This is a genomic window from Delftia sp. 11MD, assembly GCF_050907895.1.
GTDB lineage: Bacteria > Pseudomonadota > Gammaproteobacteria > Burkholderiales > Burkholderiaceae_C > Comamonas > Comamonas tsuruhatensis.
Window position 1 is genome coordinate 3,509,945 of the sequence record NZ_CP194333.1, and the last position, 24,326, is coordinate 3,534,270.

A 24,326-nucleotide genomic window follows, 5' to 3' on the forward strand; every position below is an offset into this window, starting at 1 on the left:
GCGTCATTCGTAGACCACCTTGACCTGGGCGCTGCCCGCCTGGGCATACCAGGCGGCCAGGGCCGCGTCGCTGGGATAGAAGCGACTGCCATCGCCCAGGGCCAGCTCGCAGCTGGCCGAGCCGCGCTCGTCCTCGCAGACCAGTCCCAGGCGCACTTTCATGCCGCGCTGCAGCTCGCCATGCTCGCCCTGCTCCACCACGGCGGGAAACTGGCGCAGCAGGCCGACCACGTCGGGCATCTTCTCGCCCACGCTGACCTGCAGGTAGCGCGCGAAGCGGCAGCGCGCATCGGCCAGGTTGAACAGCTGCTGTGCCTTCATGCGCAGGCCACCGCTGAAGTGGTCCAGCTGCAGGCGCCCGGTGATGACGACGAATTCGTCGTCCTTGAGCAGATCGCGATAGGTATTGAGCGTGTTCTCGTCCACCGAGGCCTCGATCACGCCCGAGCCGTCATCGATCTTGAACAGGCCCAGCCGCCCGCGCTGGCCGTTGATGGCGCGGAAGTCGCTGATGATGCCGGCCAGGGTCTGGGGCTCGCGGCTGTCGCGCAGCTCGGCCAGCGGCGTGCGCACGAAGCGGCGCACCTCCTTTTCGACCTCGTCGAACAGATGGCCCGACAGGTAAAAGCCCACGGCGGTCTTTTCCTGGGTCAGCCTCTCCTTCACGCCCCAGGGCAAGGCATCGGCCAGGGGCGGCTCCTGGGTGCTGGAGCCCACGGCGTCCTCGCCCATCATGTCGAACAGCCCGCCCTGGTTGGCATTGGCCAGCGTCTTGTTGGCGAACTCGAAGGCATGGTCGATGGAGGCCACCAGGGCCGCGCGGTTCAGTTCGATGGCATCGAAGGCACCGCCCTTGATCAGGGCTTCCAGCGTGCGCTTGTTCAGGCGCGTGCGGTCCACGCGCACGCAGAAGTCGGCCAGGCTCTTGAACGGCCCCTTGTCGGCGCCGCGCGGGCCCACGCCACGGCCTTCACGGGCCGCGATGATGGCCTCGATGGCCTGCTGGCCCGTGCCCTTGATGGCACCCAGGCCATAGCGTATGACCTTGTCGGTGACGGGCTCGAAGCGGTACATGCCGCGGTTGACATCCGGCGGCTCGAAGCTGATGCCCATCTTGAGCGCGTCTTCGTACAGCACCTTGAGCTTGTCGGTGTTGTCCATTTCCACGGTCATGTTCCCGCAGTAGAACTCGGCCGTGTAGTGCACCTTCAGCCAGGCCGTGTGATAGGCCAGCAGCGAGTAGGCGGCGGCGTGCGACTTGTTGAAGCCGTAGCCCGCGAACTTCTCCATCAGGTCGAAGACCTCGTCGGCCTTTTCCTCGCTGATGCCCTGCTTGGCCGCGCCCTCGCGGAAGATCCCGCGGTGCATGACCATTTCCTCGACCTTCTTCTTGCCCATGGCACGGCGCAAGAGGTCGGCGCCGCCCAGCGAGTAGCCGCCCAGCACCTGGGCGGTCTGCATCACCTGCTCCTGGTAGACCATGATCCCGTAGGTTTCGGCCAGCACCTTTTCGACCAGCGGATGCGGATACTCCACCACTTCCTTGCCGTGCTTGCGCGCCACGAAGCTGGGAATCAGGTCCATGGGTCCCGGGCGGTACAGGGCGTTCAGGGCGATCAGGTCTTCCAGCCGGCTGGGCTTGGCGTCGCGCAACATGCCCTGCATGCCGCGCGATTCAAACTGGAACACGGCCTCGGTCTTGCCCTCGGAAAACAGCTGGTAGGTGCGCGCATCGTCCAGCGGGATGTTCTCGAATGCGAAGTTCTCCTGGCCCTTGTGGCGCTTGATGATGAACTCGCGCGCAATCTCCAGGATGGTCAGCGTGGCCAGGCCCAGAAAGTCGAACTTCACCAGGCCCACGGCCTCCACATCGTCCTTGTCGTACATGGCCACGGCCGAGTCGCTGCCCGGCTGCTGGTACAGCGGGCAGAAATCGGCCAGCTTGCCCGGGGCAATCACCACGCCGCCCGCGTGCATGCCAATGTTGCGTGTCATGCCTTCGAGCTTCTGGGCCATTTCAATCAGTGTCTTGACGTCTTCTTCTTTGTCGATGCGCTCGGCCAACATGGGCTCGGCCTCGATGGCGTAGGTGTACTTGTCGCCCTCCTTCTTGGGGTTGGGCGGGTACTTGAGCGTGACGTGCAGGCCAGGCTTGTTGGGAATGAGCTTGGAGATGCCATCGCAGAAGGTGTAGCTCATGTCCAGCACGCGGCCCACGTCGCGGATGGCCGCGCGCGCGGCCATGGTGCCGAAGGTGGCGATCTGGCTGACGGCGTCGCGGCCGTACAGCTGCTTCACATAGTCGATGACGCGGTCGCGGTTGGCCTGGCAGAAGTCCACGTCGAAGTCGGGCATGGACACACGCTCGGGATTGAGGAAACGCTCGAACAGCAGGTTGTATTCCAGCGGGTCCAGGTCCGTGATCTTGAGCACGTAGGCCACCAGCGAGCCGGCGCCCGATCCGCGGCCCGGACCCACGGGACAGCCGTTGAGCTTGGCCCACTTGATGAAGTCGCCCACGATGAGGAAGTAGCCCGGAAAGCCCATCTTGAGGATGGTGCCGATCTCGAACTCCAGTCGCTCGACATAGCGTTCGCGCTGGGCCTCGCGCTTGGCGGGGTCGGGATAGAGATGGACCAGGCGTTCCTCCAGTCCCGCAAAGGACTCCTGGCGGAAGAACTCGTCCATGGTCATGCCTTCGGGCACGGGGAAGTTGGGCAGCTGCGGCTTGCCCAGCACCAGCGTCAGGCTGCAGCGACGCGCGATTTCCACGGTGTTGGCGATGGCGCTGGGAATGTCGGCGAACAGCGCCTGCATCTGCGCGACGGTCTTGAAATGCTGGTCGCGCGTGAAGCGGCGCACACGCTTGGGGTTGGCCAGGATCTCGCCCTCGGCGATGCACACGCGCGCCTCGTGCGCTTCGTAGTCGTCGGGGCCGAAGAACTGTATGGGGTGCGTGGCGACCACGGGCAGGTTCAGGCGATCGGCCAGTTGCACGGCGGCCAGCACATGGGCTTCGTCGTCAGGCCGGCCTGCGCGCTGCAGCTCGATGAAGAAGCGGTGCGGGAACATGCTCGCCAGCCGCTGGGCGACGGCTGCTGCGCCGGCCTCGTCACCGCGCATCAGTGCCTGGCCCACCGGGCCGGCCTGGGCGCCGGCCAGCACGATCAGGCCTTCGCCCAGCTCCTGCAGCCAGGCCCATGTGTGCACGGCCTGGCCCTTGACCACATTGCGGGTCCAGCCCCGGGCCAGCAGCTCGGACAGGTTGTGGTAGCCCAGCGGGCTTTGCACCAGCACGATGATGCGCGAGATCGCGGCGCCGTTTTCGCCCTCGATCTGGATTTCCGCGCCCAGCACGGGCTTGACGCCCTTGGCCCGGCCTTCGCGATAGAACTTGACGCCGCCAAACAGGTTGTTGAAGTCTGTGACGGCCAGTGCGACCTGCCCATCCTCGGCGGCGGCCTTGACGATGGCGTTGATGCGGTTGGTTCCGTCCACGACGGAAAATTCGGTGTGCAGGCGCAAATGGACAAACATATGGGCGCCATTGTAGAAAGCTCCGCAATGCCGGGACCCGTTCGCGGCCATGCCTTTGCCGCCGCCCCCGCCTGCGGGGCGGGCATCGCAGGCCGTTACAATGCCTCGGCCCGGTTGCGGGAAAATCAGGCTTCATGCGGCCCCTCAGCGCGGCCCGCGTCCCTGCCCGCCAACCCTCTCACCGCCCTTCGATTGCCCGAGAAACGTCCACCATGCAGCGTATTCCCCTGTCCATCGTTCCCGCCGTGCTGGTCGCAGGCGTCCTGACAGCCTGCTCCAGTACGCAACAAGACCCTACTGCCAAGTGGACCCCGGACCGCATCTATACCGAGGCGCGCGACGAAGCCGCGTCCGGTGCGTTCGACAAGGCCGTTCCGCTGTTCGAGAAGCTCGAAGGCCGTGCCGCCGGCACGCCCCTGGCCCAGCAGGCCCAGCTCGACAAGGCCTATGCCCAGTACAAGAGCGGCGACAAGGTCCAGGCCACGGCCACGCTGGACCGCTTCCTGAAGCTGCACCCGGCCAGCCCCGCCACCGACTACGCCCTGTACCTCAAGGGCCTGGTCAACTTCAATGACAACCTGGGCATGTTCTCCTGGCTGTCGCGCCAGGATCTGTCCGAGCGCGACCAGAAGGCCGCCAAGGACTCCTTCGAGTCATTCCGCGAGCTGGTGACGCGCTTCCCCGAGTCGCGCTACGCCGAAGACTCGCGGCTGCGCATGCAGTACATCGTCAACTCGCTGGCGCAGTACGAAGTCCATGTGGCCCGCTACTACTACGGACGCGGCGCCTACGTGGCCGCCATCGCACGTGCGCAGACCGCCGTCAAGGACTACCAGGGCGTGCCCGCCGTGCGCGAGGCCATGCAGATCCTGGTGAACTCATACGATGCACTGGGCATGACCCAGCTGCGTGACGATGCGCAGCGCGTGCTGACCGCCTCGTACGGCCAGGACGCCGACAAGGACGTCACGGCAAAGCAGAAGTCGTGGTGGAAACTGTGGTGACCTGCGGCGCAGGCTGCGCCAGCGCCTGCAGGGCCTGAACAAAGGCCGCCTCGTCCTCCAGGGTCCGCATGGGCGGCAGCGCAGCGCGCAGCCGCCGCCCATAACCCTTGGCGGTCAATCTGGGATCGCAGACCACAAGCACGCCGCGATCCGTCTCGCGCCGGATGAGGCGCCCGGCGCCCTGCTTGAGCGCCATCGCGGCCTCGGGCAGCATGTAGTCGGCAAAGGCCTGCCGGCCCACGGATTCCAGACTGCGCGAACGCGCCTCGACCAGCGGATCGTCGGGCGGCGGAAACGGCAGCTTGTCGATGACCACCAGCTGCAGCGCATCGCCAGGCAGGTCCACCCCTTCCCAGAAAGTGGCCGATGCCACGAGAATGCAGCCGCGCCCCGCGCTGGCGCCCTTGCCTTCGCCCGCTGCAACAAAGCGCTCGATCAAGGTCAGCTTGGGCGCCTGCCCCTGGACCAGCACATCGAGTTCACCGAACAGCCCCAGCGACTGCTGCAGCGTGTCGCCTATGGCGTGCAGGGCACGCAGCGTGGTGGTCAGCACCAGGGTGCGGCCGCCCAGGCGCTGGGCCGCATCCAGCGCCAGGCGTGCCACCTCGGCGCTGTGGGCCGGGCTTCCTGCCTCGGCAAAAGGCCGCGGCACATAAAGCGCCGCCTGCCGCGCATAGTCGAAGGGGCTGTCCACGCGCAGCACCTGGGCCTCTCGCAGTCCGCAGGGCTCGGTGAACCAGCTCAGCCGCTCGTCGTCGCCCAGCGTGGCAGAGGTGAAGATCCAGGCGGTGCCCGCTGGCGGCTCGTACGCGGCGGTGGGTGCGTTTTCCTGCGGCTCGGCGTCTTGCCCGCTTCCTTCCTGATGCTCTTGCTCTTGCGTCGGACCCAGCAGCCGCGTGCGCATGATGTGTGCAATGGTCAGCGGAGACTCCAGCATGCGCATCTGCTGGCTACCCAATTCCAGCCAGCGCACCGTGTCTTGCACGGCCGCCGCCGCGAAGGTGGCCAGGCGCCGCAGCAGTTCGCTGCCGCGCTCGAGCAGCCTGCGCAGTTCGGGATCGCTGACCTGCAATTGCACCAGCGGCTCCACCAGCGCCCGCAGGCTGCGCCCCAGCGTGACCAGGGCCGTGCGCCAGCTCTGGGCGTCCAGTCCCTGCGGCGTCACGCCCTGCCAGGACAGACGTCCGCCCACAGGGGGCTTGCCTGCGGCCAGGCGCAGCTCGCGCAGTGCCTGCTCCACACGCGCCGAGAGCATCATCCAGTCGGCCATGCCGCGTGCCAGTTCCTGGCCGGCGCGCAGCACATCGCGGGCATAGCCCGTCAATTGCTGGCCCGACAGGCTCAGGCCAGCGAACTGCACGCCGGTGTCGTTGAGCTGGTGGGCCTCGTCCACCACCACCACGCCCGCGCTGGGCAGCAGTTGGGCCACACCCGAATCGCGCACGTCGAGGTCGGCAAACATCAGATGGTGGTTGATGACCACCACGTCGGCGTCCAGCGCGGTGCGGCGGGCCACGTTGACATGGCAGTCCTGCCAGTGCGGGCAGTCCGAGCCCAGGCAGTTGTCGCGCGTGGAGGTGACCAGGGGCAGCGCGGGCGAGCGCTCGTCCAGCGCGGGCAGCTCGCCCAGGTCACCTGTGCGCGTGGTGCGCGCCCAGCGCTCGACCAGGGCCACGCTGCGCAGCACCTGCGGGTCCTGCGGCGCCGTGCGGCCCTGGCGCACGCGCTCCAGCCGCTCCAGGCACAGGTAGGCGCTGCGCCCCTTGAGGCGCGCCATGCGCAGCGGCATGCCCAGGGCGGCCACCAGACGCGGCAGATCCCGTGCGAACAATTGATCCTGCAGCGCACGCGTGGCCGTGGACACCAGCACGCGCTGGCCGCTGAGCAGGGCCGGCACCAGATAGGCATAGGTCTTGCCCACGCCCGTGCCGGCCTCCACGACCAGGGTCTGGCGCTCTTCGATGGCCTGGGCCACGGCCAGGGCCATGCGGGTCTGGCCTTCACGCGGCAGGAACTGCGCCTCGGCGCGCGACAGCAGGCCTTGCGGGGCGAAGGCCGCCTGCACGGCGGCGGTCAGGGAATGCACAGGACAGGTCCGGTTGTTGAAAAAGACAGCGCCACGGGAGCCGGGCGAGCCGGCACCGGGGGCAGCGCTCCGATAATATGCGCCATGCCACTGGTGTGCCCATCCACCGCCCCAAGAGCCCACCAAACCAGAGACCATGCAGCCAGCGTACCGACTCCAAGCCGCCACAGGCATCCATCGCGGTGACAGGCAATACCAGCAAGACCAGGTGATGCTCATGGCCCACCCGTATGTCCACGGCTGCCTGCTGGGCGTTCTGGCCGACGGCATGGGCGGGCGCAGCGGCGGGCGCAAGGCCTCCGACCAGGTCATGCTCACGGCGCGCCAGCTGTTCGAGCGCTTCGAGCCGGGCAAGGAGGACTGCACAGCGCTGCTGGAGAGCATCGTGCGCGAGTCGCACACGGTGATCCGTCTGACCGCCATTTCGGCCGAGCAGGAGCCGCACAGCACCATCGCCGCCTTCGTCCTGCTGCCCCAGGGCCGCTGCCACTGGGTGCATTCGGGCGATTCGCGCATCTACCACTACCAGGACGCGACCATGGTCCACCGCACCAAGGACCATTCCTATGTGCAGTCGCTGGTGGACCGGGGAGAGCTCACCGAATTCGAGGCCCATGTGCACCCCAAGTCCAACATCCTGCTGGGCTGCCTGGGCACCGAGGCCGAACCGCCCATGAGCCACCATGTGATCGAGCGCGTGTATCCGGGCACCACCCTCATGGCCTGCAGCGATGGCGTCTGGCACTACTACACGGCCGAGGAACTGGGCACCGTGCTCAACGCGCTCACTCCGCGCGAGGCCACGGAGTTCCTCATCGACAAGGCCCGCGTGCGCGCCCAGGGCGGGGGCGACAACCTGTCCTTGGTGGTGCTCAAGCTCGAGGCGCTGGAGTCGGCCCAGACGGCTTGAACCGGGGTTGGAGCATCCAGGCCCTCACGCCAGCCCCCACCCGGTTGGCCTGTTGGCGCGTGGCAGAGAAAAAAAGGATCAGGGAGCAGGCGGCACCGGCAGCGGCGCAGCCTGGGGACCGCGCTCGCGGGCCGCTTCGGCGGCACGGGCCTTGCGCTCGGCCGCTTCCTTCTGCTTGGCTTCGAACTGCGCACGCGATGCCGCGCGCCGCTCCTGCTCCTGGGCGGACTGGCGCTGCTCCATCTGGGCCTGCCGTTCGCGCTGGTGGCTGGCCTGCTGGGCGGCGCGCTGCTGCGCCTCCTGGGCGCGCTGCGCGCGCAGGGCCTGGGTATCGCGCTGCACGGCCGGCGGCCGTTCCTTGGCCTCCATGGTGGAGGCTGCCTTCTGCGCCTTCTTGGCCTCGATGTCTTCCAGGCGCTGGACGGCGCGCTCCTTGCGCTCCTCGTCGTTGATCTGAAGCTCGCGTTCGCGCAGCGGACGATCCTGCTCACGGGCCTCTTCGCGCGCCTGCTTGAGGCAGTCTTCCACGGCAAAGCGCTGGTAGCACTCGGACTCCAGGGCCGTGCGCCGGCGCTCGATGACGGCGCGCTGGGCTGCGATGTCGGCACGCGCGGCCTTGCGTTCGGCCTGGGCCTGCCTGGCCGCCTGGCCAGGCTCCCGCGCGGCATCGGCCGCCACGGCCGGGCCCGCCAAGGCCAGGCAGGCCAGCGCGGCGCCCAAAGGAACGGGCAGTTTCTTCACAAGGACAAAAGCAGAGGTGGGCAGTTTCAGCATGTACAGGTCCGGCAAACGACGCCAGGCGCGGCCACCTGCCTCAGGTCAGGCTGGTATCCACCACGCGGCGCTCCAGCGCCAGGAATTCCTTGGACTGCATCTCGTTCAGGCGCGAGACGGTACGGGGGAACTCATGGGCCAGCGGGCCCTCAGTGTAAAGCTGCTCGGGCGGCACGGCGGCCGAGATGACCAGCTTGACCCTGCGGTCGTACAGCACGTCCACCAGCCAGGTGAAGCGCCGCGCGGGCGACGCCATGTTGACCGGCATATAGGGCACATCGGACAGCAGCACGGTATGGAACTGGCTTGCGATCTCCAGGTAGTCGTTCTGCGAGCGCGGGCCGCCGCACAGCTCGCGGAAGTCGAACCAGACCACGCCACCGGCGCGGCGGCGCGCACGGATCTCGCGCGCCTCGATGTGCAGCACCGGGTCCTCGTCCTTGACCTCGGCCAGCTTGTCGAAGGTCTCGGTCATGGCCGCATCGGCCTCGGCACCCAGCGGCGTGTGGTAGAGCCTGGCGTTTTCCAGCGTGCGGCGGCGGTAGTCCGTGCCGTTGTCCACGTTGACGACTTCCATGCGCTCGTTGAGCAGGTCGATGGCCGGCAGGATGCGGTCGCGGTGCAGGCCGCCCGGGTACAGCTCGTCGGGCTTGAAGTTGGAGGTGGTGACAAAGCCCACGCCGTTGGCGAACAGCGACACCAGCAGCCGGTGCAGGATCATCGCGTCCGTGATGTCGGCCACGTGGAATTCATCGAAGCAGATCAGCTTGTACTTCTTGGAGATGCGCGCACCCAGCACGTCCAGCGGGTTCTGGGTGCCCTGCAGCACGGCGAGTTCACGGTGGACCTCGCGCATGAATTCATGGAAATGCAGGCGCACCTTGCGCCTGAGCGGCACGGCGTTGAAGAAGCAATCCATGAGAAAGCTCTTGCCGCGCCCCACCCCGCCGTACATGTAGACGCCACGGGGGATCTCGGGATGGTTGATGAGCTTCTTGAAGGCGTTGGAGCGGCGCTGGCGGTAGACCGTCCAGTCGTCGGCACAGCGCTGCAGCGCCTCGACGGCGCGCAGTTGCGCAGGATCACTGTGAAAGCCCTTGGCTACCAGTTCGGCCTCGTAGGCCTCTCGCACTGAAACGCTCATGCAGCATCAACCATTTGCTATGTATTCAGAAGCTGAAAGCGCTTGCAGAGCAAGCGCTTTCAGGTCTCGGATTGGCTAGATGGCTAGCCTGGCACTCAGAAGTTCAGCGTACGCTTGTCGACTGCCAGGGCAGCCTCCTTGGTGGCTTCGGACAGCGAGGGGTGGGCATGGCAGATGCGGGCGATGTCTTCGCTCGATGCCTTGAACTCCATGGCAACCACGGCTTCGGAGATCAGCTCCGAGACCATGGGGCCGACCATGTGCACGCCCAGGATCTCGTCGGTTTCGGCATCGGCCAGGAACTTGACCATGCCCGTGGTGTCGCCCAGGGCGCGCGCACGGCCGTTGGCCAGGAAGGGGAAGGTGCCGGCCTTGTACTTGACGCCCTGCTCCTTCAGTTGCTGCTCGGTGCGGCCCACCCAGGCGATTTCGGGGCTGGTGTAGATCACCCAGGGGATGGTGCCGAAGTTCACATGGCCATGCTGGCCGGCGATGCGCTCGGCCACGGCCACGGCCTCTTCCTCGGCCTTGTGCGCCAGCATCGGGCCGCGCACCACGTCGCCCACGGCCCAGACGCCGGGCAGGCTGGTCTTGCAGTCGTCATCGACCACGATGCAGCCGCGCTCGTCCAGGGCCAGGCCCACCGCCTCGGCATTGAGGCCGGCGGTGTTGGCCGTGCGGCCAATGGAGATGATGAGCTTGTCAGCCTCCAGCGCCTGGGCTTCACCCTTGGCGTTGGTGTAGGCGATGGACACGCCCTTCTTGCCGGACTTGACTTCGCCGATCTTCACGCCCAGCTCGATCTTCAGGCCCTGCTTGTCGAAGGCCTTCTTGGCTTCCTTGGCGATCTGCTCGTCCACGGCGGGCAGGAACTTGTCCATGCCTTCGAGCACGATGACTTCGGTGCCAAGACGGCGCCATACCGAGCCCATTTCCAGGCCGATCACGCCGGCGCCGATCAGGGCCAGCTTCTTGGGGGCCTTGCCCAGGCGCAGGGCGCCGTCGTTGGACAGGATGTTCTCTTCATCGAAGGGCACGCCGGGCAGAGCGCGGGCGTTGGAGCCGGTGGCCACCACGATCTGCTTGCCCGTCAGCACTTCCTCTTCCTTGCCGGCGACCTTGATCTCGTAGCCGCCTTCGACGGCCTTGACGAAGGAACCACGGCCGTGGAAGAACGTGACCTTGTTCTTCTTGAACAGGTACAGGATGCCGTCGTTGTTCTGCTTCACGACCGCATCCTTGCGGGCGATCATCTTGGCCACGTCCATCTCGACCTTGCCGGTGGAGATGCCATGGTCGGCAAAGTGCAGGTTGGCGTGCTCGAAGTGCTCGGACGACTGCAGCAGGGCCTTGGAGGGAATGCAGCCCACGTTGGTGCAGGTGCCGCCCGGAGCGGCGCCGCCGGCGGCGTTCTTCCACTCGTCGATACAGGCCACGTTGAAGCCCAGTTGCGCGGCACGGATGGCGGCGATGTAGCCGCCAGGGCCCGCGCCGATGACGATGACGTCGAATTGCTTGCTCATTTCAGGAATCTCTTGTCTGTGATGCATGAAAAAACCCACCGCAGGGCGCGCGGCCAAGGGTGGGTTTTCGTCGTGTCGAACCCTGTGGAATTACAGGTCGAACAGCAGGCGCGAAGGATCTTCCAGCGCGTCCTTCATGGCCACCAGGCCCAGCACGGCTTCGCGGCCGTCGATGATGCGGTGGTCATAGGACATGGCCAGATAGTTCATCGGGCGCACCACGACCTGGCCGTTCTCGACCATGGCACGGTCCTTGGTGGCGTGCACGCCCAGGATGGCCGACTGGGGCGGGTTGATGATGGGGGTGGACATCATCGAGCCGAAGGTGCCGCCATTGGAGATGGAGAAGGTGCCGCCGGTCATTTCTTCAATGCCCAGCTTGCCTTCGGCAGCCTTCTTGCCGAATTCGGCAATCTTCTTTTCGATGTCGGCGAAGCTCATCTGGTCTGCATTGCGCAGGATGGGCACCACCAGGCCACGGGGCGAACCCACGGCGATACCGATGTCGAAGTAGCCGTGGTAGACGATGTCGTTGCCGTCCACGGATGCGTTGAGCACCGGGTACTTCTTCAGGGCGTGCACGGCCGCCTTGACGAAGAAGGACATGAAGCCCAGCTTGGTGCCGTGTTCCTTGGTGAAGGCGTCCTGGAACTTCTTGCGCAGATCCATCACCGGGGCCATGTTCACTTCATTGAACGTGGTCAGGATGGCGTTGGTGGACTGCGACTGCAGCAGACGCTCGGCCACGCGGGCACGCAGGCGGCTCATGGGCACGCGCTGCTCGGGGCGGCCGCTGAGGTCTTCCTTGGCAGCGGGAGCCGACACCTGGGGCAGCGCCTTGGTGGGCACGCCGGTGGGGATGACGGCAGCGGTGGACTGCACGCCGCCCTTGACGGCGGCCAGGGCGTCGCCCTTGGTCACGCGGCCATCCTTGCCGGAGCCAGCCACGTTGGCGGCCGACAGGTTGTTCTCGGCCAGCAGCTTGGCAGCGGCGGGCATGGCGACATCGCCCTTGCTGCCGCCAGTGGCAGCAGCAGCGGCGGGAGCAGCAGCAGGCGCTGCGGCAGCGGGAGCGGCGGCTGCGGCAGGAGCAGCAGCGGCCACACCGGCCACGCCTTCGGTGTCGATCTTGGCGATCAGTTGCTCGGCCACCACGGTGGCGCCGTCACCTTGCACGATCTCGGCCAGCACGCCAGCGGCGGGCGCGGGCACTTCGAGCACGACCTTGTCGGTTTCGATCTCGATGAGGATCTCATCGACTGCAACCGCTTCGCCGGCCTTCTTCTTCCAGGTCAGCATGGTGGCCTCAGCGATGGACTCGGACAGCTGGGGAACTTTGACTTCAACGATAGCCATTTGTGATTCTTTCCAAAAGTGTTCTGTACTGATACGTAGCGGGTGGGGGCTGCCTTACTTGTTCAGGACAAAACCCTTGAGCTTGGAGAACGCGCCTTCCACCAGGGCCTTTTGCTGCTCCTGGTGCAGGTGGGCGTAACCCACGGCGGGCGATGCCGAGGCAGCGCGGCCGGAGTAGCCCAGCTTCTGGCCATCGAGCATGTTCTCGTGGATGTAGTGCTGCACGAAGAACCAGGCGCCCTGGTTCTGCGGCTCGTCCTGGCACCAGACGATGTCGGTGGCGTTGCCGAACTTCTTCAGTTCAGCGGCGAAAGCCTTGTGCGGGAAGGGGTACAGCTGCTCGACGCGGATGATGGCGACGTCCTTGCTTTCCTTCTCGGTGCGCTTCTTGACCAGGTCGTAGTAGACCTTGCCGGAGCATGCGATCACGCGCTTGACCTTGGCCGCGTTCTTCACGACGGCTTCGTCCTGCTCGGGGATCACGGTCTGGAAACCGCCGCTGGTGAACTCGGACAGCGGCGAGGTGGCGTCCTTGTTGCGCAGCAGCGACTTGGGGGTCATGATGACCAGCGGCTTGCGCAGCGGGCGCACCATCTGGCGGCGCAGCACGTGGAAGATCTGGCTGGCCGTGGTCGGCTGCACGATCTGCATGTTGGCGTCGGCGGCCAGCTGCATGAAGCGCTCCAGGCGGGCCGAGCTGTGCTCGGGGCCCTGGCCTTCGTAGCCGTGCGGCAGCATCAGCGTCAGGCCGTTGATGCGGCCCCACTTGACTTCACCGGAGGCGATGAACTGGTCGATCACGACCTGGGCGCCGTTGGCGAAGTCGCCGAACTGGGCTTCCCAGATCACCAGGGTGTTGGGGTCGTTCGACGCATAGCCGTACTCGAAGCCCAGCACGGCTTCTTCGGACAGGATGGAGTCGATGACGGTGAACGGAGCCTGGCTGTCGGCCACGTTCTGCAGCGGGATGTAGGTGCCTTCGCTCCACTTCTCGCGCTTTTGGTCATGGATGACCGAGTGGCGGTGCGTGAAGGTGCCTCGGCCGCAGTCCTCGCCCGACAGGCGCACGGGGTAGCCCGATGCGACCAGCGATGCGAAGGCCATGTGCTCGCCCATGCCCCAGTCCACGTTGACTTCGCCGCGGCCCATGGCTGCGCGGTCGTCATAGACCTTCTTGACCAGCGCGTGCGGCGTCACGGTCTCGGGGATGGTGGTGATGCGTTCGGCCAGGCGCTTCCATTCCGTCAGCGGGATGGCGGTGTCGCCGGCGTCCGTCCAGGTCTTGCCCAGGAACGGGCTCCAGTCCACGGCGTACTTGCTCTTGAAGTTGGTCAGCACCGGGTCCACGGTGTGGCGGCCTTCGTCCATGGCGGCGCGGTAGGCCTTGGCCATGTCGTCGCCCAGCGATTCGCCCAGGCCCTGTGCGGCCAGCTTGTCGGCGTACAGCTTGCGGGTGCCGGGGTGGGCGCCGATCTTCTTGTACATCAGCGGCTGGGTCAGCGCGGGGGTGTCCTGCTCGTTGTGGCCCAGCTTGCGGAAGCAGACGATGTCCACGACCACGTCCTTGGAGAATTCCATGCGGAACTCCAGGGCCAGCTGCACGGCCAGCGCCACGGCTTCCGGATCATCGCCGTTGACGTGCAGCACGGGCGACTCGATCATCTTGACGATGTCGGTGCAGTACAGCGTGGAGCGGGTGTCGCGCGGATCGGAGGTGGTGAAGCCGATCTGGTTGTTGATGATGATGTGCACCGTGCCGCCCGTGGTGTAGCCACGGGTCTGGGCCAGCGCCAGGGTTTCCTGGTTCACGCCCTGGCCGGCGAAGGCTGCATCGCCGTGCACCAGCACGGGCAGCACCTGCTTGCCGTGCGGGTCGTCGCGGCGGTCCATGCGCGAGCGCACCGAGCCTTCGACCACGGGGTTGACGATTTCCAGGTGCGAGGGGTTGAAGGCCAGCGACAGGTGGACGGGGCCGCCTGCGGTGGACACGTCGGAGCTGAAGCCCTGGTGGTACTTCACGTCACCGGCGGGCAGGTCCTCGGGGGCGGTGTGGTCGAACTCGGCGAACAGGTCCTTGGGCATCTTGCCCAGGGTGTTGACCAGCACGTTCAGGCGGCCGCGGTGGGCCATGCCGATCACGACTTCCTGCACGCCCTTCTGGCCGGCAGCGTTGATGAGCTCGTCCATGGCGACGATGAAGCTCTCGCCACCTTCCAGCGAGAAGCGCTTTTGGCCGACGTACTTGGTGTGCAGGTAGCGTTCCAGGCCTTCGGCAGCCGTCAGGCGGTCAAGGATGCGCTTTTTCCGGCTGGCATCAAAGCTGGGCTTGGTACGGCTGGTTTCCAGCTTTTGCTGCCACCAGCGCTTTTGCGTCTGGTCCGTGGCATACATGTACTCGGAGCCGATGGTGCCGCAGTAGGTTTCGCGCAGAGCGTTCATCAGCTCGCGCAGGGACATGCTTTCCTTGCCGAAGAAGGTGTTGCTCGTGTTGAACACCGTTTCCTGGTCGGCATCGGTGAAGCCGTAGAACGACGGCTCCAGCTCGGGAATTTCGGGGCGCTCGGTGCGCTTGAGGGGGTCCAGATCGGCCCAGCGTGCGCCGACATTGCGGTAGGCGGCGATCAGTTGCTGGACGGCGGTGCGCTTGCGGCCCAGCTCGGAGTCGGCGCCGGAGGCCACGACCACCTTGGTGCCGCCTTGCTTGGCGCGCTCGGCGAAAGCGTTGATGACGGGCTGGTGTGGAACGTCCTTGGCGTCGGTGCCATCGACTGCGGGCACATGTTGCAGTGCATCAAAGTACTCGCGCCAGGAATCCGGCACGCTACCGGGATTGGCCAGGTAGTTTTCGTACATTTCTTCGACGTAGGGGGCATTGCCGCCGAAGAGGTAGGTATTGCCTTGGTAGGCTTGGTAGACCGACGTCTGATCGCTCATATTGCGCTGACCTCAGCCTCCCTGAGGGAGGCATTAGCTGGTTTGTGGAACCTTCCGCGACACGGCTGTACCGATTGGCGGATGCGACTGTGGCTGGGGAAGGGCCTGGTTGCGACCGCCATTGTGCCACCGTTCAAACATCGCAGCAGGGCAGTTACCAAGTGATTACCTGAACTCTCCGGGAGTTCCCGCAGTCGCGTACATTGGCGCATCTTCCGAACGGACCGCCAGATGAACCTGCTGCCCCTACACAAACGCACTTTCATGCTGCTGCTGATTGCGGCAACCATAGGCTTCGGTGCCGTGCTCTGGGAGTTCATGGGGGCCATCTTCTGGGGCGTCGCCCTGGCCATCCTGTTTTCGCCGCTGCACCGGCGCCTGCTGGCGCGAATGCCACGGCGCACCAATCTCGCCGCCCTGTCCACCCTGCTGCTGTGCCTGGTGGTGGCCATCCTGCCGCTGGCGCTGATCGGCGCCTCGCTGGTGCGCGAGGCCTCGTTGATCTATGAGCGCGTCAACAGCGGCAACCTGGATGCAGGCACCTATGTGCAACAGATCATGGACGCCCTGCCCTCCTGGGTCACACCCTGGCTGGAGAGGTTGCACCTGGGTTCGCTGGCCGAGCTGCAGGACAAGCTGTCCAGCATCGCCATGCAGGCCTCCAAGCTGGTCGCCACCAAGGCGCTGGGCATAGGCCAGAACACCTTCGGGTTTCTGGTCGGCTTCTGCGTGATGCTGTACCTGCTGTTCTTCCTGCTGCGTGACGGCCGCGACCTGACACAGCGCATCCGCATGGCCATCCCGCTGCAGTCCGACCACAAGGCCGAGCTGTCGAGCAAGTTCACCACCGTGATCCGCGCCACCGTCAAGGGCAACCTGGCCGTGGCGGCCGCCCAGGGCGCGCTGGGCGGGCTGATCTTCTGGATTCTGGGCATCCAGGGGCCCGTGCTGTGGGGCGTGGTGATGGCGTTCCTGTCGCTGCTGCCCGCCGTGGGCGCCGGCCTGATCTGGGCGCCGGTGGCCATCTACTTCCTGGCCACCGGTGACATGGGCAAGGGCCTGATCCTGATCGCCTACGGCGTGCTGGTGATCGGACTGGTGGACAACGTGCTGCGCCCGCTGCTGGTGGGCAAGGACACCAAGATGCCCGACTACATCGTGCTGATCTCGACACTGGGCGGCATGGCTCTCTTCGGACTGACGGGTTTTGTGATAGGACCCGTGATCGCGGCGCTGTTCATGGCAATCTGGGACATGTTCACGCGCATGCAACTGCAGGATGAGGAAAGGCGCCGCCAAATGGCCCAAACGGTGAACCCATCGGTGAACAAGACGGGTTTGGCGCATGCTGAATATCAGACGTCGGATGATCTGGGCCTCAAGCATGCCCCGCGCGATCCGGGCCCGCCGGCACGCTGATCCACCCCGGCCTCCGCTCCCGGGGGAGGCCAAAAACCCCATTCGGCAATTCAATCGACGCAAATGGTTCGCATTCACCCAATAGACTGTATTGATCGATGCCATTCAGCCAGCCAATGAATACCGGATTGATATAAAACAAAATATCCGAAGCCTTCAAACCAGATAATCAATTCAACTGATGAATCAGCCGGACACCGGGCCGGCAAGCCCCGCGCAGCAAGGTGCAGCGGGGAGGCCGCGCATGAATGCCGCACAGGCCGACTCGGGATTAAGGGTTATTTCCCGGATTGTTTTCGGGGTGCACTCGTAGAATTTGCTTACAAGCGTCAATTTCTATTAGAAGGTACCCCACATGGTCCAATTCTCCAGACGCCAGTTCATGAAAGTGACTGGTTCGACTCTGGCCGGATCCAGCCTGGCGTTGATGGGCTTCTCGCCCACGGCCGCCCTGGCTGAAGTGCGCCAGTTCAAGCTGGCCGCCACCACGGTCACCCGCCAGACCTGCACCTACTGTTCGGTAGGCTGCGGCATCCTGATGTATTCGCTGAGCGATGGCGTCAAGAACGCCAAGCTGTCGGTGATCCACGTCGAGGGAGATCCCGACCACCCCGTCAACCGCGGAACGCTGTGCCCCAAGGGCGCATCGCTGCTGGACTTCGTCCACAGCCCGCACCGCCTGAAGTATCCCGAGTACCGCGCGCCCGGCTCCACCGAGTGGAAGCGCATGTCCTGGGATGAGGCGCTGACCCGCATCACCAAGCTGCTCAAGGACGACCGCGACGCGAACTTCGTCGAGCAAAACGACAAGGGCCAGACGGTGAACCGCTGGCTGACCACCGGCATGCTGGCCGCCTCGGCCTCCAGCAACGAAGCCGGCTACGTCACACACAAGGTGGCCCGCTCCTGGGGCCTGCTCGCACTCGATAACCAAGCACGTGTCTGACACGGCCCGACGGTGGCAGGTCTTGCCCCGACGTTTGGCCGTGGAGCGATGACGAACCATTGGGTCGACATCAAGAACGCGGACGTTATCCTGATCATGGGCGGCAATGCCGCTGAAGCACATCCCTGCGGTTTCAAGTGGGTGACCGAAGCGAAGGAGCACAACGGTGCGCACTTCATGGTGGTCGATCCGCGCTTCAACCGCTCCGCCTCCGTGGCCGATTTCTACGCCCCCATCCGGTCGGGCTCGGACATCGTGTTCCTGGGTGGCGTGATCAACTATCTGCTGACGAACGACAAGATCCATCACGAGTACGTGAGGAACTACACCGACTTCTCGTACATCGTGAAGGAGGAGTTTGCGTTCGACGAGGGCATCTTCTCGGGCTACGACCCGCAGACCCGCAAGTACGACAAGTCCAGTTGGGACTATGAACTCGACGCCGATGGCTACGTGAAGGTGGACGCCAGCCTGCAGCATCCGCGCTGCGTGTACCAATGGCTCAAGCGCCACTACGCCAGCTATACGCCCGAGAAGGTGGAGAGCGCCTGCGGCACGCCCAAGGAAAAATTCCTGCATGTGTGCGAGAAGCTGGCCTCGACGGCAGTGCCGGGCCGCGCCGCAACCATCCTGTACGCACTGGGCTGGACACAGCACACCACGGGTGCGCAGATCCTGCGCACGGGCGCCATGGTGCAGCTTCTGCTGGGCAACATCGGCGTGGCCGGCGGCGGCATGAATGCGCTGCGCGGGCACTCCAACATCCAGGGCCTGACGGACCTGGGGATTCTGTCTGCCTCGCTGCCAGGCTATCTGACGCTGCCCAACGAGGGCGAGCAGGACTACCAGAAGTACATCGACGCGCGCACGCCCAAGGCCATGCGCCCGGGCCAGATGAACTACTGGTCGAACACGCCCAAGTTCCACGTGAGCCTGATGAAGGCCTGGTGGGGACCGGCGGCCACGGCCGAGAACAACTGGGCCTTCAACTACCTGCCCAAGCTGGACAAGCAGTACGACATGCTGCAGGTGTTCGACATGATGGCGCAGGGCAAGATCAACGGCTACATCGCCCAGGGCTTCAACCCGCTGGCGGCTCTTGCGAACAGCAACAATGTGCGCGAAGGCCTCAAGAAGCTGAAGTTCCTGGTGATCATGGACCCGCTGGTCACCGAAACGTCGGAATTCTGGAAGAACCACGGCGAGTTCAACGACGTGGATTCGGCATCCATCCAGACCGAGGTGTTCCGCCTGCCCACGACCTGCTTTGCTGAGGAAGACGGCGCCGTCGTCAGTTCCTCGCGCGTGCTGCAGTGGCACTGGAAGGCGGCCGAGCCCCCGGGCGAAGCCAAGACCGACATCGCCATCATGTCGGCCCTGCACCTGCGCCTGAAGCAGGCCTATGAGAAGGACGGCGGCAAGTTCCCCGAGCCGATCACCAAGCTGTGGTGGCCGTATGCCCATGCCGATCATCCGACTTCGGAAGAGATCGCCAAGGAGTACAACGGCCGCGCGCTGGTGGACCTGTTCGACCCCAAGGACCCGACCAAGCTCATCCGCAAGGCCGGCGAGCAGCTCGCCGGCTTCGGCGAGATGCGCGACGACGGCACGACGATGGGCGGCTGCTGGATCTGGGCTGGCTGCTGGACCTCGTCCGGCAACCAGATGGCCCGACGCGACAACAGCGACCCTACGGGCATAGGCAATACGCTGAACTGGGCCTGGGCCTGGCCGGCCAACCGCCGCGTGCTCTACAACCGTGCCTCGTGCGACCGCAACGGCCAGCCGTTCAATCCCCAGCGCACGCTGATCCGCTGGAACGGCAAGGCCTGGGGCGGCGCCGACGTGCCCGACATGGGTCCGACCATGCCGCCGGAGACCACCGATCCGTTCATCATGAACCCCGAGGGCGTGGCGCGCTTCTTCGCCCGCAAGGGCATGAACGAGGGACCGTTCCCCACCCACTACGAGGCCTTCGACAACCCGCTGGGATACAACCCCATGTATCCCGACAACAAGCTGGCTGTCATCAACCCGGCCGCCCGCATCTTCGACTCCGCCAAGGATTCGGCAGGCTCGCCCAGCGAGTTCCCGCATGTGGGCACGACGTACCGCCTGACCGAGCACTTCCACTATTGGACCAAGCACGTTCAGTTGAACAACATCGTTCAGCCCGAGCAGTTCGTGGAAATCGGCGAGGCGCTGGCCAAGGAACTGGGCATCGAGACGGGCCAGCATGTGAAGGTCAGCTCCAAGCGCGGCTTCGTCAAGGCGGCCGCCGTGGTGACCAAGCGCATCAAGCCCATGAAGATCGATGGCAAGACCATCCACCACGTGGGCGTGCCCATTCACTGGGGCTTCTCGTCGACGGGCCGCAAGGGCTACATGGCCAACAACCTGACGGCATCGGTGGGCGATGGCAACAGCCTTACCCCGGAATCCAAGACCTTCCTTGTGAAGGTGGAAAAGGTTTAAGGAGCAGCTGATGTCATCAACCATGTCTCTCGATATCAAGCGTCGCTCGGCCACGACGACGCCTGCTCCCAGTGCGCGCGAAACGCACAGCGGCGAGGTGGCCAAGCTCATCGATGTATCCAAGTGCATCGGGTGCAAGGCCTGCCAGACCGCCTGCATGGAGTGGAACGACCTGCGCGACGAAATCGGCACCTGCGCGGCCGGCGTCTATGACAACCCGACCGATCTGACGGATCAGTCGTGGACCGTCATGCGCTTTACCGAGTACGAGAACGAAGCGACCGGCAACCTGGAGTGGCTGATCCGCAAGGACGGCTGCATGCACTGCGAGGACCCGGGCTGCCTGAAGGCCTGCCCCTCGCCGGGCGCCATCGTGCAGTACAGCAACGGCATCGTGGACTTCCAGCAGGACCAGTGCGTGGGCTGCGGCTACTGCGTCACGGGCTGCCCGTTCAACATTCCGCGCATCTCCAAGAAGGACCACAAGGCCTACAAGTGCACGCTCTGCTCGGACCGCGTGGCCGTCGGCCGCGAGCCTGCCTGTGTCAAGACCTGCCCCACCGGCGCCATCATGTTCGGCACCAAGGAGGCGATGAAGGACCAGGCCGAGCACCGCATCGGCGACCTCAGGCGGCGCGGCTATGCCGAGGCGGGCCTGTATGACCCGCAGGGCGTGGGCGGCACCCATGTGATGTACGTGCTGCATCACGCGGACAAGCCTTCGCTGTACAAGGGCCTGCCCGACGACCCGAAGATCAGCCCCATGGTGTCCCTGTGGAAGGGTGTGGCCAAGCCGCTGGCCATGGCCGCGCTGGGCGCAGCTGCCGTCGGCAGCCTGTTCCACTACATCACCAAGGGCCCGAACGACGTGTCCAAGGAACTGGAAGACGAAATGGACCGCAAGGACCAGGAAGCCGCTGAAAAGGAGGCCCGCCGATGAAACGCAACCCACGTGACCTGGTGCGCTACAACGCATCGGAGCGTGCCAACCACTGGGTGGTCGGCATCTGCTTCATCCTGCTGGCGCTGTCGGGCCTGGCGTTCTTCCACCCGGCCTTCTTCCCGCTCACGCAGCTGTTCGGCGGCGGGCCGTGGACACGCATCCTGCACCCCTACATCGGGGTGGTGATGGCGCTGTTCTTCATCATCATGGCGCTGCGCTTCTGGCGCCTGAACGTGGTCGAGCCGCGCGACATCGAGTGGCTCAAGAACGTCAACAAGATGATCGACGGCGACGACCACGACATGCCCGAGCAGGGCAAGTACAACGGCGGCCAGAAGCTGCTGTTCTGGGGCCTGGTCATCGGCATGCTGGCGATCACCGTGACCGGCGCGCTCATGTGGCGCGCCTGGTGGACGCTGCCCGTCAACGTGGTGCGCGCCGCCTCGGTGGTGCACGCCATTGCGGGCGTGTGGATGATCGGCCTGATCATCATGCACGTGTACGCGGCCATCTGGACCCGGGGCACCATCCGCGCCATGCTGTACGGCACGGTGACACGGGCCTGGGCCAAGCAGCACCACCGGGGGTGGTATCGCAAGATGACCGGTGATAATGACTGACACCCCCTGAGCGGCTTACGCCGCTTCCCCCTCTCTACTCGCTGCGCGAGGGAGGGGGACGGCACCCTCGGTGCGGGACGGCCCTTCCTCGGTGCCCCTCGCCTTGGGCCGCGCCAGTTTTCACAGACATGGCGTCATACTAGGCATCAGCCTGAGCACCCAGCCGCCCAGCGATCCGGGCGGCTGTTTTTTTGGGATTCATTCCAATGCAACGCATTCTTCAACCCGGCGATATCGAGTCGCTGGACCACACCAGTTTTCCGCGCGTGCTGCTGCCGCAGTTGCCGGGGCTGTTCGTCGCGCGGGCGGCGCGGCTGCGGCAGCTGGCCGAGGGCAATCCGATTGCCGACTACCTGCGGTTTGTGGCGCAGATCGTGGACGCGCAGGCCAAGGCGGCCGGGCAACTGACGCTGGCCGAGCCCGATGCGGCGCTGATCGCGCGGGCGCAGGAGCATTCCATGCCGCTGCTGCCTGCCGCCGACCATATCGATGCCGCCTGGCATGGCGTGCTGGACCGCATGCTCGATGCCCTGTCGGGCGCCGACGGCCTGCCTGCGCCGCTGCAGCCGCTGCTGCAGGAGTTGCGCGCGCTGGACACGGCCGGGCGTGACGAGATCGCGCAGCGGCTGCTGCAAAAGGAAGTGGCGGCCCGCCACGTGGGCATGGCGCCCTTTGTGATGGCTGCGCTGCAGGTGGTGTTTGCCACGCGCGCCAGCGGCCTGAACGCACGCGACGTGCCCTATACCGATCCCGCCTCGATCTGTCCCGTCTGCGCCAGCGAGCCCGTGGCCAGCGTGTTGCGCATTGGCGGCAAGGCCGCAGGCCATCGCTACCTGCACTGCGGCACCTGCTGCACGGAGTGGCACATGGTGCGCGTCAAGTGCTCCCACTGCGAGTCGACCAAGGGCGTCGAGTACCAGGGCATCGATGGCGCCGGCGATACCGTGCTGGCCGAGACCTGCGAGGAATGCGGCAGCTACCGCAAGGTGGTCAACCAGGAAAAGGACCCCATGGCCGAGCCCCTGGCCGACGACCTGGCCTCGCTGATGCTGGACCTGCTGATGGGCGAGGAGACGCGCTTTCAGCGCGCCAGCGCCAATCCCCTGCTCTACGTGGCCTTTGCCGAGGAGCAGGACGAGGCCGGCGACGCGCTGATCGACCCCGCCACGCCTGCTGCCTGACCCTTTCGCACACCATGACCGATACCGCCGCCACCTCTGCCGCTTCCTCCACCCCGTCCGCGCTGCGCCTGCCTGCCGTGGACAAGGTGCTGCTGAGCGCCGACATGCTCGCGCTGCGCGAGCGCCACGGCCTTGATGCCTGCACCCAGGCCGTGCGCGAGACACTGGCACAGATGCGGGCCGATGCGCAGCAGCGGCTGCGGTCCGGCGAGCCCGATGCAGGCGCGCCCGGCATCACCGAGGTAATCCAGGCGGCCGGCCTGCGCCTGGCGCGGCGCTTTGCACCCCGTCTGCGCACGGTCTTCAACCTCACGGGCACGGTGCTGCACACCAACCTGGGCCGCGCCCTGCTGCCGCAGGAGGCCGTGGACGCCGTGGTGGCCGCCATGACGGCGCCGGCCAACCTGGAGTACGACCTGGAGGACGGCGGCCGTGGCGACCGCGACGACCTGATCGAATCCCTGGTCTGCGAACTCACGGGCGCCGAGGCCTGCACCGTGGTCAACAACAACGCCGCCGCCGTGCTGCTGACCCTGGCCACGCTGGCGGGCGGGCGCGAGGTCATCGTCTCGCGCGGCGAGCTGGTGGAGATCGGCGGGGCCTTCCGCATCCCCGACGTGATGACGCGCGCGGGCGCCACCCTGGTCGAGGTGGGCACCACCAACCGCACCCATGCGCGCGACTACGAAGGCGCCGTCGGCGAACACACCGGCCTGCTCATGAAGGTGCATTGCAGCAACTACGCCATCACCGGCTTCACCAAGGCCGTGAGCGACGCCGAGGTGGCAGCCATTGCCCATGCGCACGGCCTGCAGATGGTGGTGGACCTGGGCAGCGGCACCCTGGTCGATCTGCGCGAATGGGGCCTGCCCTACGAGGTCACGGTGCGCGAGACCATCGAGTCGGGCGCCGACATCGTCACCTTCAGTGGCGACAAGCTGCTGGGCGGTCCGCAGGCCGGCCTGATCGTGGGCCGCAAGGACCTGATCGCCCGCATCAAGAAACACCCGCTCAAGCGTGCGCTGCGCGTGAGCAAGCTCACCCTGGCCGCGCTGGAGCCCACGCTGCGCCTGTACCTGCACCCCGAAAAGCTGGCCGAGCGCCTGACCACGCTGCGCCTGTTCACGCGCCCCCAGGCCGACATGCAGGCCCGCGCGCAGGCGCTGCAGCCGCTGGTGCAGCAGGCGCTGGGCAGCCGCTATGTGGTGGAAACCGCCGAGATGAACAGCCAGATCGGCAGCGGCGCCCTGCCCGTGGAGAAACTGCCCAGCTGGGGCCTGCGCCTGCATCCGGCCGACGGTCGCCAGGCCGGCCGCCAGCTCACCCGGCTTGAAGCGGGCCTGCGCGGCCTGCCCCGCCCCGTCATCGGCCGGCTGCATGACGACGCGCTGTGGCTGGACCTGCGCTGCCTGGAGGCAGCCGACGAGCCGGCCTTCACCGAACAGCTGCCGCTGCTGCACATCGCCTGAGGACG

At 65.9% G+C, this 24,326-nt stretch carries 15 protein-coding genes; 8 read left to right on the forward strand and 7 right to left on the reverse strand.

The genetic code is table 11. From position 1 onward, the window contains the following. Positions 1 to 3 precede the first annotated feature (3 nt). Positions 4 to 3,537: a DNA polymerase III subunit alpha gene (dnaE, locus tag ACRSCF_RS15915; RefSeq protein ID WP_017404787.1), complete on the reverse strand. Its 3,534-nt coding sequence runs from the start codon at positions 3,535 to 3,537 to the stop codon at positions 4 to 6. Positions 3,538 to 3,749: 212 nt separating this feature from the next. On the opposite strand from dnaE, the gene ACRSCF_RS15920 reads away from it, so the two are divergent. Continuing rightward, a complete protein-coding gene (locus tag ACRSCF_RS15920) occupies positions 3,750 to 4,541 on the forward strand; it encodes an outer membrane protein assembly factor BamD (protein WP_016446863.1) in 792 nt (263 codons plus the stop codon). Here the strand turns inward: ACRSCF_RS15920 and ACRSCF_RS15925 are convergent. Next, positions 4,504 to 6,627, reverse strand: coding sequence for an ATP-dependent DNA helicase (locus ACRSCF_RS15925; RefSeq protein ID WP_244386052.1), 2,124 nt, complete (start codon positions 6,625 to 6,627; stop codon positions 4,504 to 4,506). The genes ACRSCF_RS15920 and ACRSCF_RS15925 overlap by 38 nt on opposite strands. A 136-nt stretch (positions 6,628 to 6,763) precedes the next feature. Between ACRSCF_RS15925 and ACRSCF_RS15930 the strand changes: the two genes are divergently transcribed. Then, positions 6,764 to 7,537, forward strand: a complete 774-nt coding sequence (locus ACRSCF_RS15930; RefSeq protein WP_026062214.1) for a PP2C family protein-serine/threonine phosphatase — start codon at positions 6,764 to 6,766, stop codon at positions 7,535 to 7,537. Between the two features lie 78 nt (positions 7,538 to 7,615). Here the strand turns inward: ACRSCF_RS15930 and ACRSCF_RS15935 are convergent, their stop codons facing one another. The 5 genes from ACRSCF_RS15935 to ACRSCF_RS15955 all read right to left on the reverse strand — a co-directional run bounded on the left by ACRSCF_RS15935 (position 7,616) and on the right by ACRSCF_RS15955 (position 15,268). Continuing rightward, positions 7,616 to 8,311: a hypothetical protein gene (locus ACRSCF_RS15935; RefSeq protein ID WP_026062213.1), complete on the reverse strand. Its 696-nt coding sequence runs from the start codon at positions 8,309 to 8,311 to the stop codon at positions 7,616 to 7,618. Positions 8,312 to 8,351: 40 nt separating this feature from the next. Beyond that, a complete protein-coding gene (gene zapE / locus ACRSCF_RS15940) occupies positions 8,352 to 9,455 on the reverse strand; it encodes a cell division protein ZapE (protein WP_016446859.1) in 1,104 nt (367 codons plus the stop codon). 95 nt (positions 9,456 to 9,550) lie between these two features. After that, the gene (lpdA, locus tag ACRSCF_RS15945) at positions 9,551 to 10,978 is read right to left on the reverse strand and encodes a dihydrolipoyl dehydrogenase (protein WP_016446858.1); all 1,428 of its coding nucleotides are present in this window, start codon (positions 10,976 to 10,978) and stop codon (positions 9,551 to 9,553) included. Positions 10,979 to 11,068: 90 nt separating this feature from the next. Further along, entirely contained in the window at positions 11,069 to 12,334 is a 1,266-nt protein-coding gene (odhB, locus tag ACRSCF_RS15950) for a 2-oxoglutarate dehydrogenase complex dihydrolipoyllysine-residue succinyltransferase (RefSeq protein WP_034363869.1), read from the reverse strand. A gap of 54 nt (positions 12,335 to 12,388) precedes the next feature. Next, positions 12,389 to 15,268 (reverse strand): 2-oxoglutarate dehydrogenase E1 component, encoded by a 2,880-nt coding sequence (locus ACRSCF_RS15955; protein WP_016446856.1) that lies wholly within the window; start codon positions 15,266 to 15,268, stop codon positions 12,389 to 12,391. Positions 15,269 to 15,499: 231 nt separating this feature from the next. Between ACRSCF_RS15955 and ACRSCF_RS15960 the strand changes: the two genes are divergently transcribed. From ACRSCF_RS15960 to selA, 6 genes are all read left to right on the forward strand, one after another. Next, entirely contained in the window at positions 15,500 to 16,687 is a 1,188-nt protein-coding gene (locus ACRSCF_RS15960) for an AI-2E family transporter (protein ID WP_046985511.1), read from the forward strand. A gap of 355 nt (positions 16,688 to 17,042) precedes the next feature. Further along, positions 17,043 to 20,108, forward strand: coding sequence for a formate dehydrogenase-N subunit alpha (gene fdnG, locus ACRSCF_RS15965; protein WP_080650104.1), 3,066 nt, complete (start codon positions 17,043 to 17,045; stop codon positions 20,106 to 20,108). A 10-nt stretch (positions 20,109 to 20,118) separates the two neighbouring features. Continuing rightward, the gene (gene fdxH, locus ACRSCF_RS15970; protein WP_016454846.1) at positions 20,119 to 21,048 is read left to right on the forward strand and encodes a formate dehydrogenase subunit beta; all 930 of its coding nucleotides are present in this window, start codon (positions 20,119 to 20,121) and stop codon (positions 21,046 to 21,048) included. After that, a complete protein-coding gene (locus ACRSCF_RS15975) occupies positions 21,045 to 21,671 on the forward strand; it encodes a formate dehydrogenase subunit gamma (protein WP_012205324.1) in 627 nt (208 codons plus the stop codon). The genes fdxH and ACRSCF_RS15975 overlap by 4 nt, the downstream gene beginning before the upstream one ends. A gap of 206 nt (positions 21,672 to 21,877) precedes the next feature. Further along, entirely contained in the window at positions 21,878 to 22,852 is a 975-nt protein-coding gene (gene fdhE, locus ACRSCF_RS15980) for a formate dehydrogenase accessory protein FdhE (protein WP_244386054.1), read from the forward strand. Positions 22,853 to 22,866: 14 nt separating this feature from the next. Beyond that, positions 22,867 to 24,321, forward strand: coding sequence for an L-seryl-tRNA(Sec) selenium transferase (gene selA, locus ACRSCF_RS15985; protein ID WP_034363867.1), 1,455 nt, complete (start codon positions 22,867 to 22,869; stop codon positions 24,319 to 24,321). Positions 24,322 to 24,326: the final 5 nt, after the last annotated feature.

Bases quoted from the DNA above. Each gene is read 5' to 3' on its own strand.
- lpdA (WP_016446858.1), bottom strand. From the start codon at position 10,978: ATGAGCAAGCAATTCGACGTCATCGTCATCGGCGCGGGCCCTGGCGGC.
- ACRSCF_RS15955 (WP_016446856.1), bottom strand. From the start codon at position 15,268: ATGAGCGATCAGACGTCGGTCTACCAAGCCTACCAAGGCAATACCTAC.
- dnaE (WP_017404787.1), bottom strand. From the start codon at position 3,537: ATGTTTGTCCATTTGCGCCTGCACACCGAATTTTCCGTCGTGGACGGA.
- ACRSCF_RS15935 (WP_026062213.1), bottom strand. From the start codon at position 8,311: ATGCTGAAACTGCCCACCTCTGCTTTTGTCCTTGTGAAGAAACTGCCC.
- odhB (WP_034363869.1), bottom strand. From the start codon at position 12,334: ATGGCTATCGTTGAAGTCAAAGTTCCCCAGCTGTCCGAGTCCATCGCT.
- ACRSCF_RS15960 (WP_046985511.1), top strand. From the start codon at position 15,500: ATGAACCTGCTGCCCCTACACAAACGCACTTTCATGCTGCTGCTGATT.
- ACRSCF_RS15930 (WP_026062214.1), top strand. From the start codon at position 6,764: ATGCAGCCAGCGTACCGACTCCAAGCCGCCACAGGCATCCATCGCGGT.
- fdhE (WP_244386054.1), top strand. From the start codon at position 21,878: ATGCAACGCATTCTTCAACCCGGCGATATCGAGTCGCTGGACCACACC.
- ACRSCF_RS15920 (WP_016446863.1), top strand. From the start codon at position 3,750: ATGCAGCGTATTCCCCTGTCCATCGTTCCCGCCGTGCTGGTCGCAGGC.
- zapE (WP_016446859.1), bottom strand. From the start codon at position 9,455: ATGAGCGTTTCAGTGCGAGAGGCCTACGAGGCCGAACTGGTAGCCAAG.
- fdxH (WP_016454846.1), top strand. From the start codon at position 20,119: ATGTCATCAACCATGTCTCTCGATATCAAGCGTCGCTCGGCCACGACG.
- ACRSCF_RS15975 (WP_012205324.1), top strand. From the start codon at position 21,045: ATGAAACGCAACCCACGTGACCTGGTGCGCTACAACGCATCGGAGCGT.
- selA (WP_034363867.1), top strand. From the start codon at position 22,867: ATGACCGATACCGCCGCCACCTCTGCCGCTTCCTCCACCCCGTCCGCG.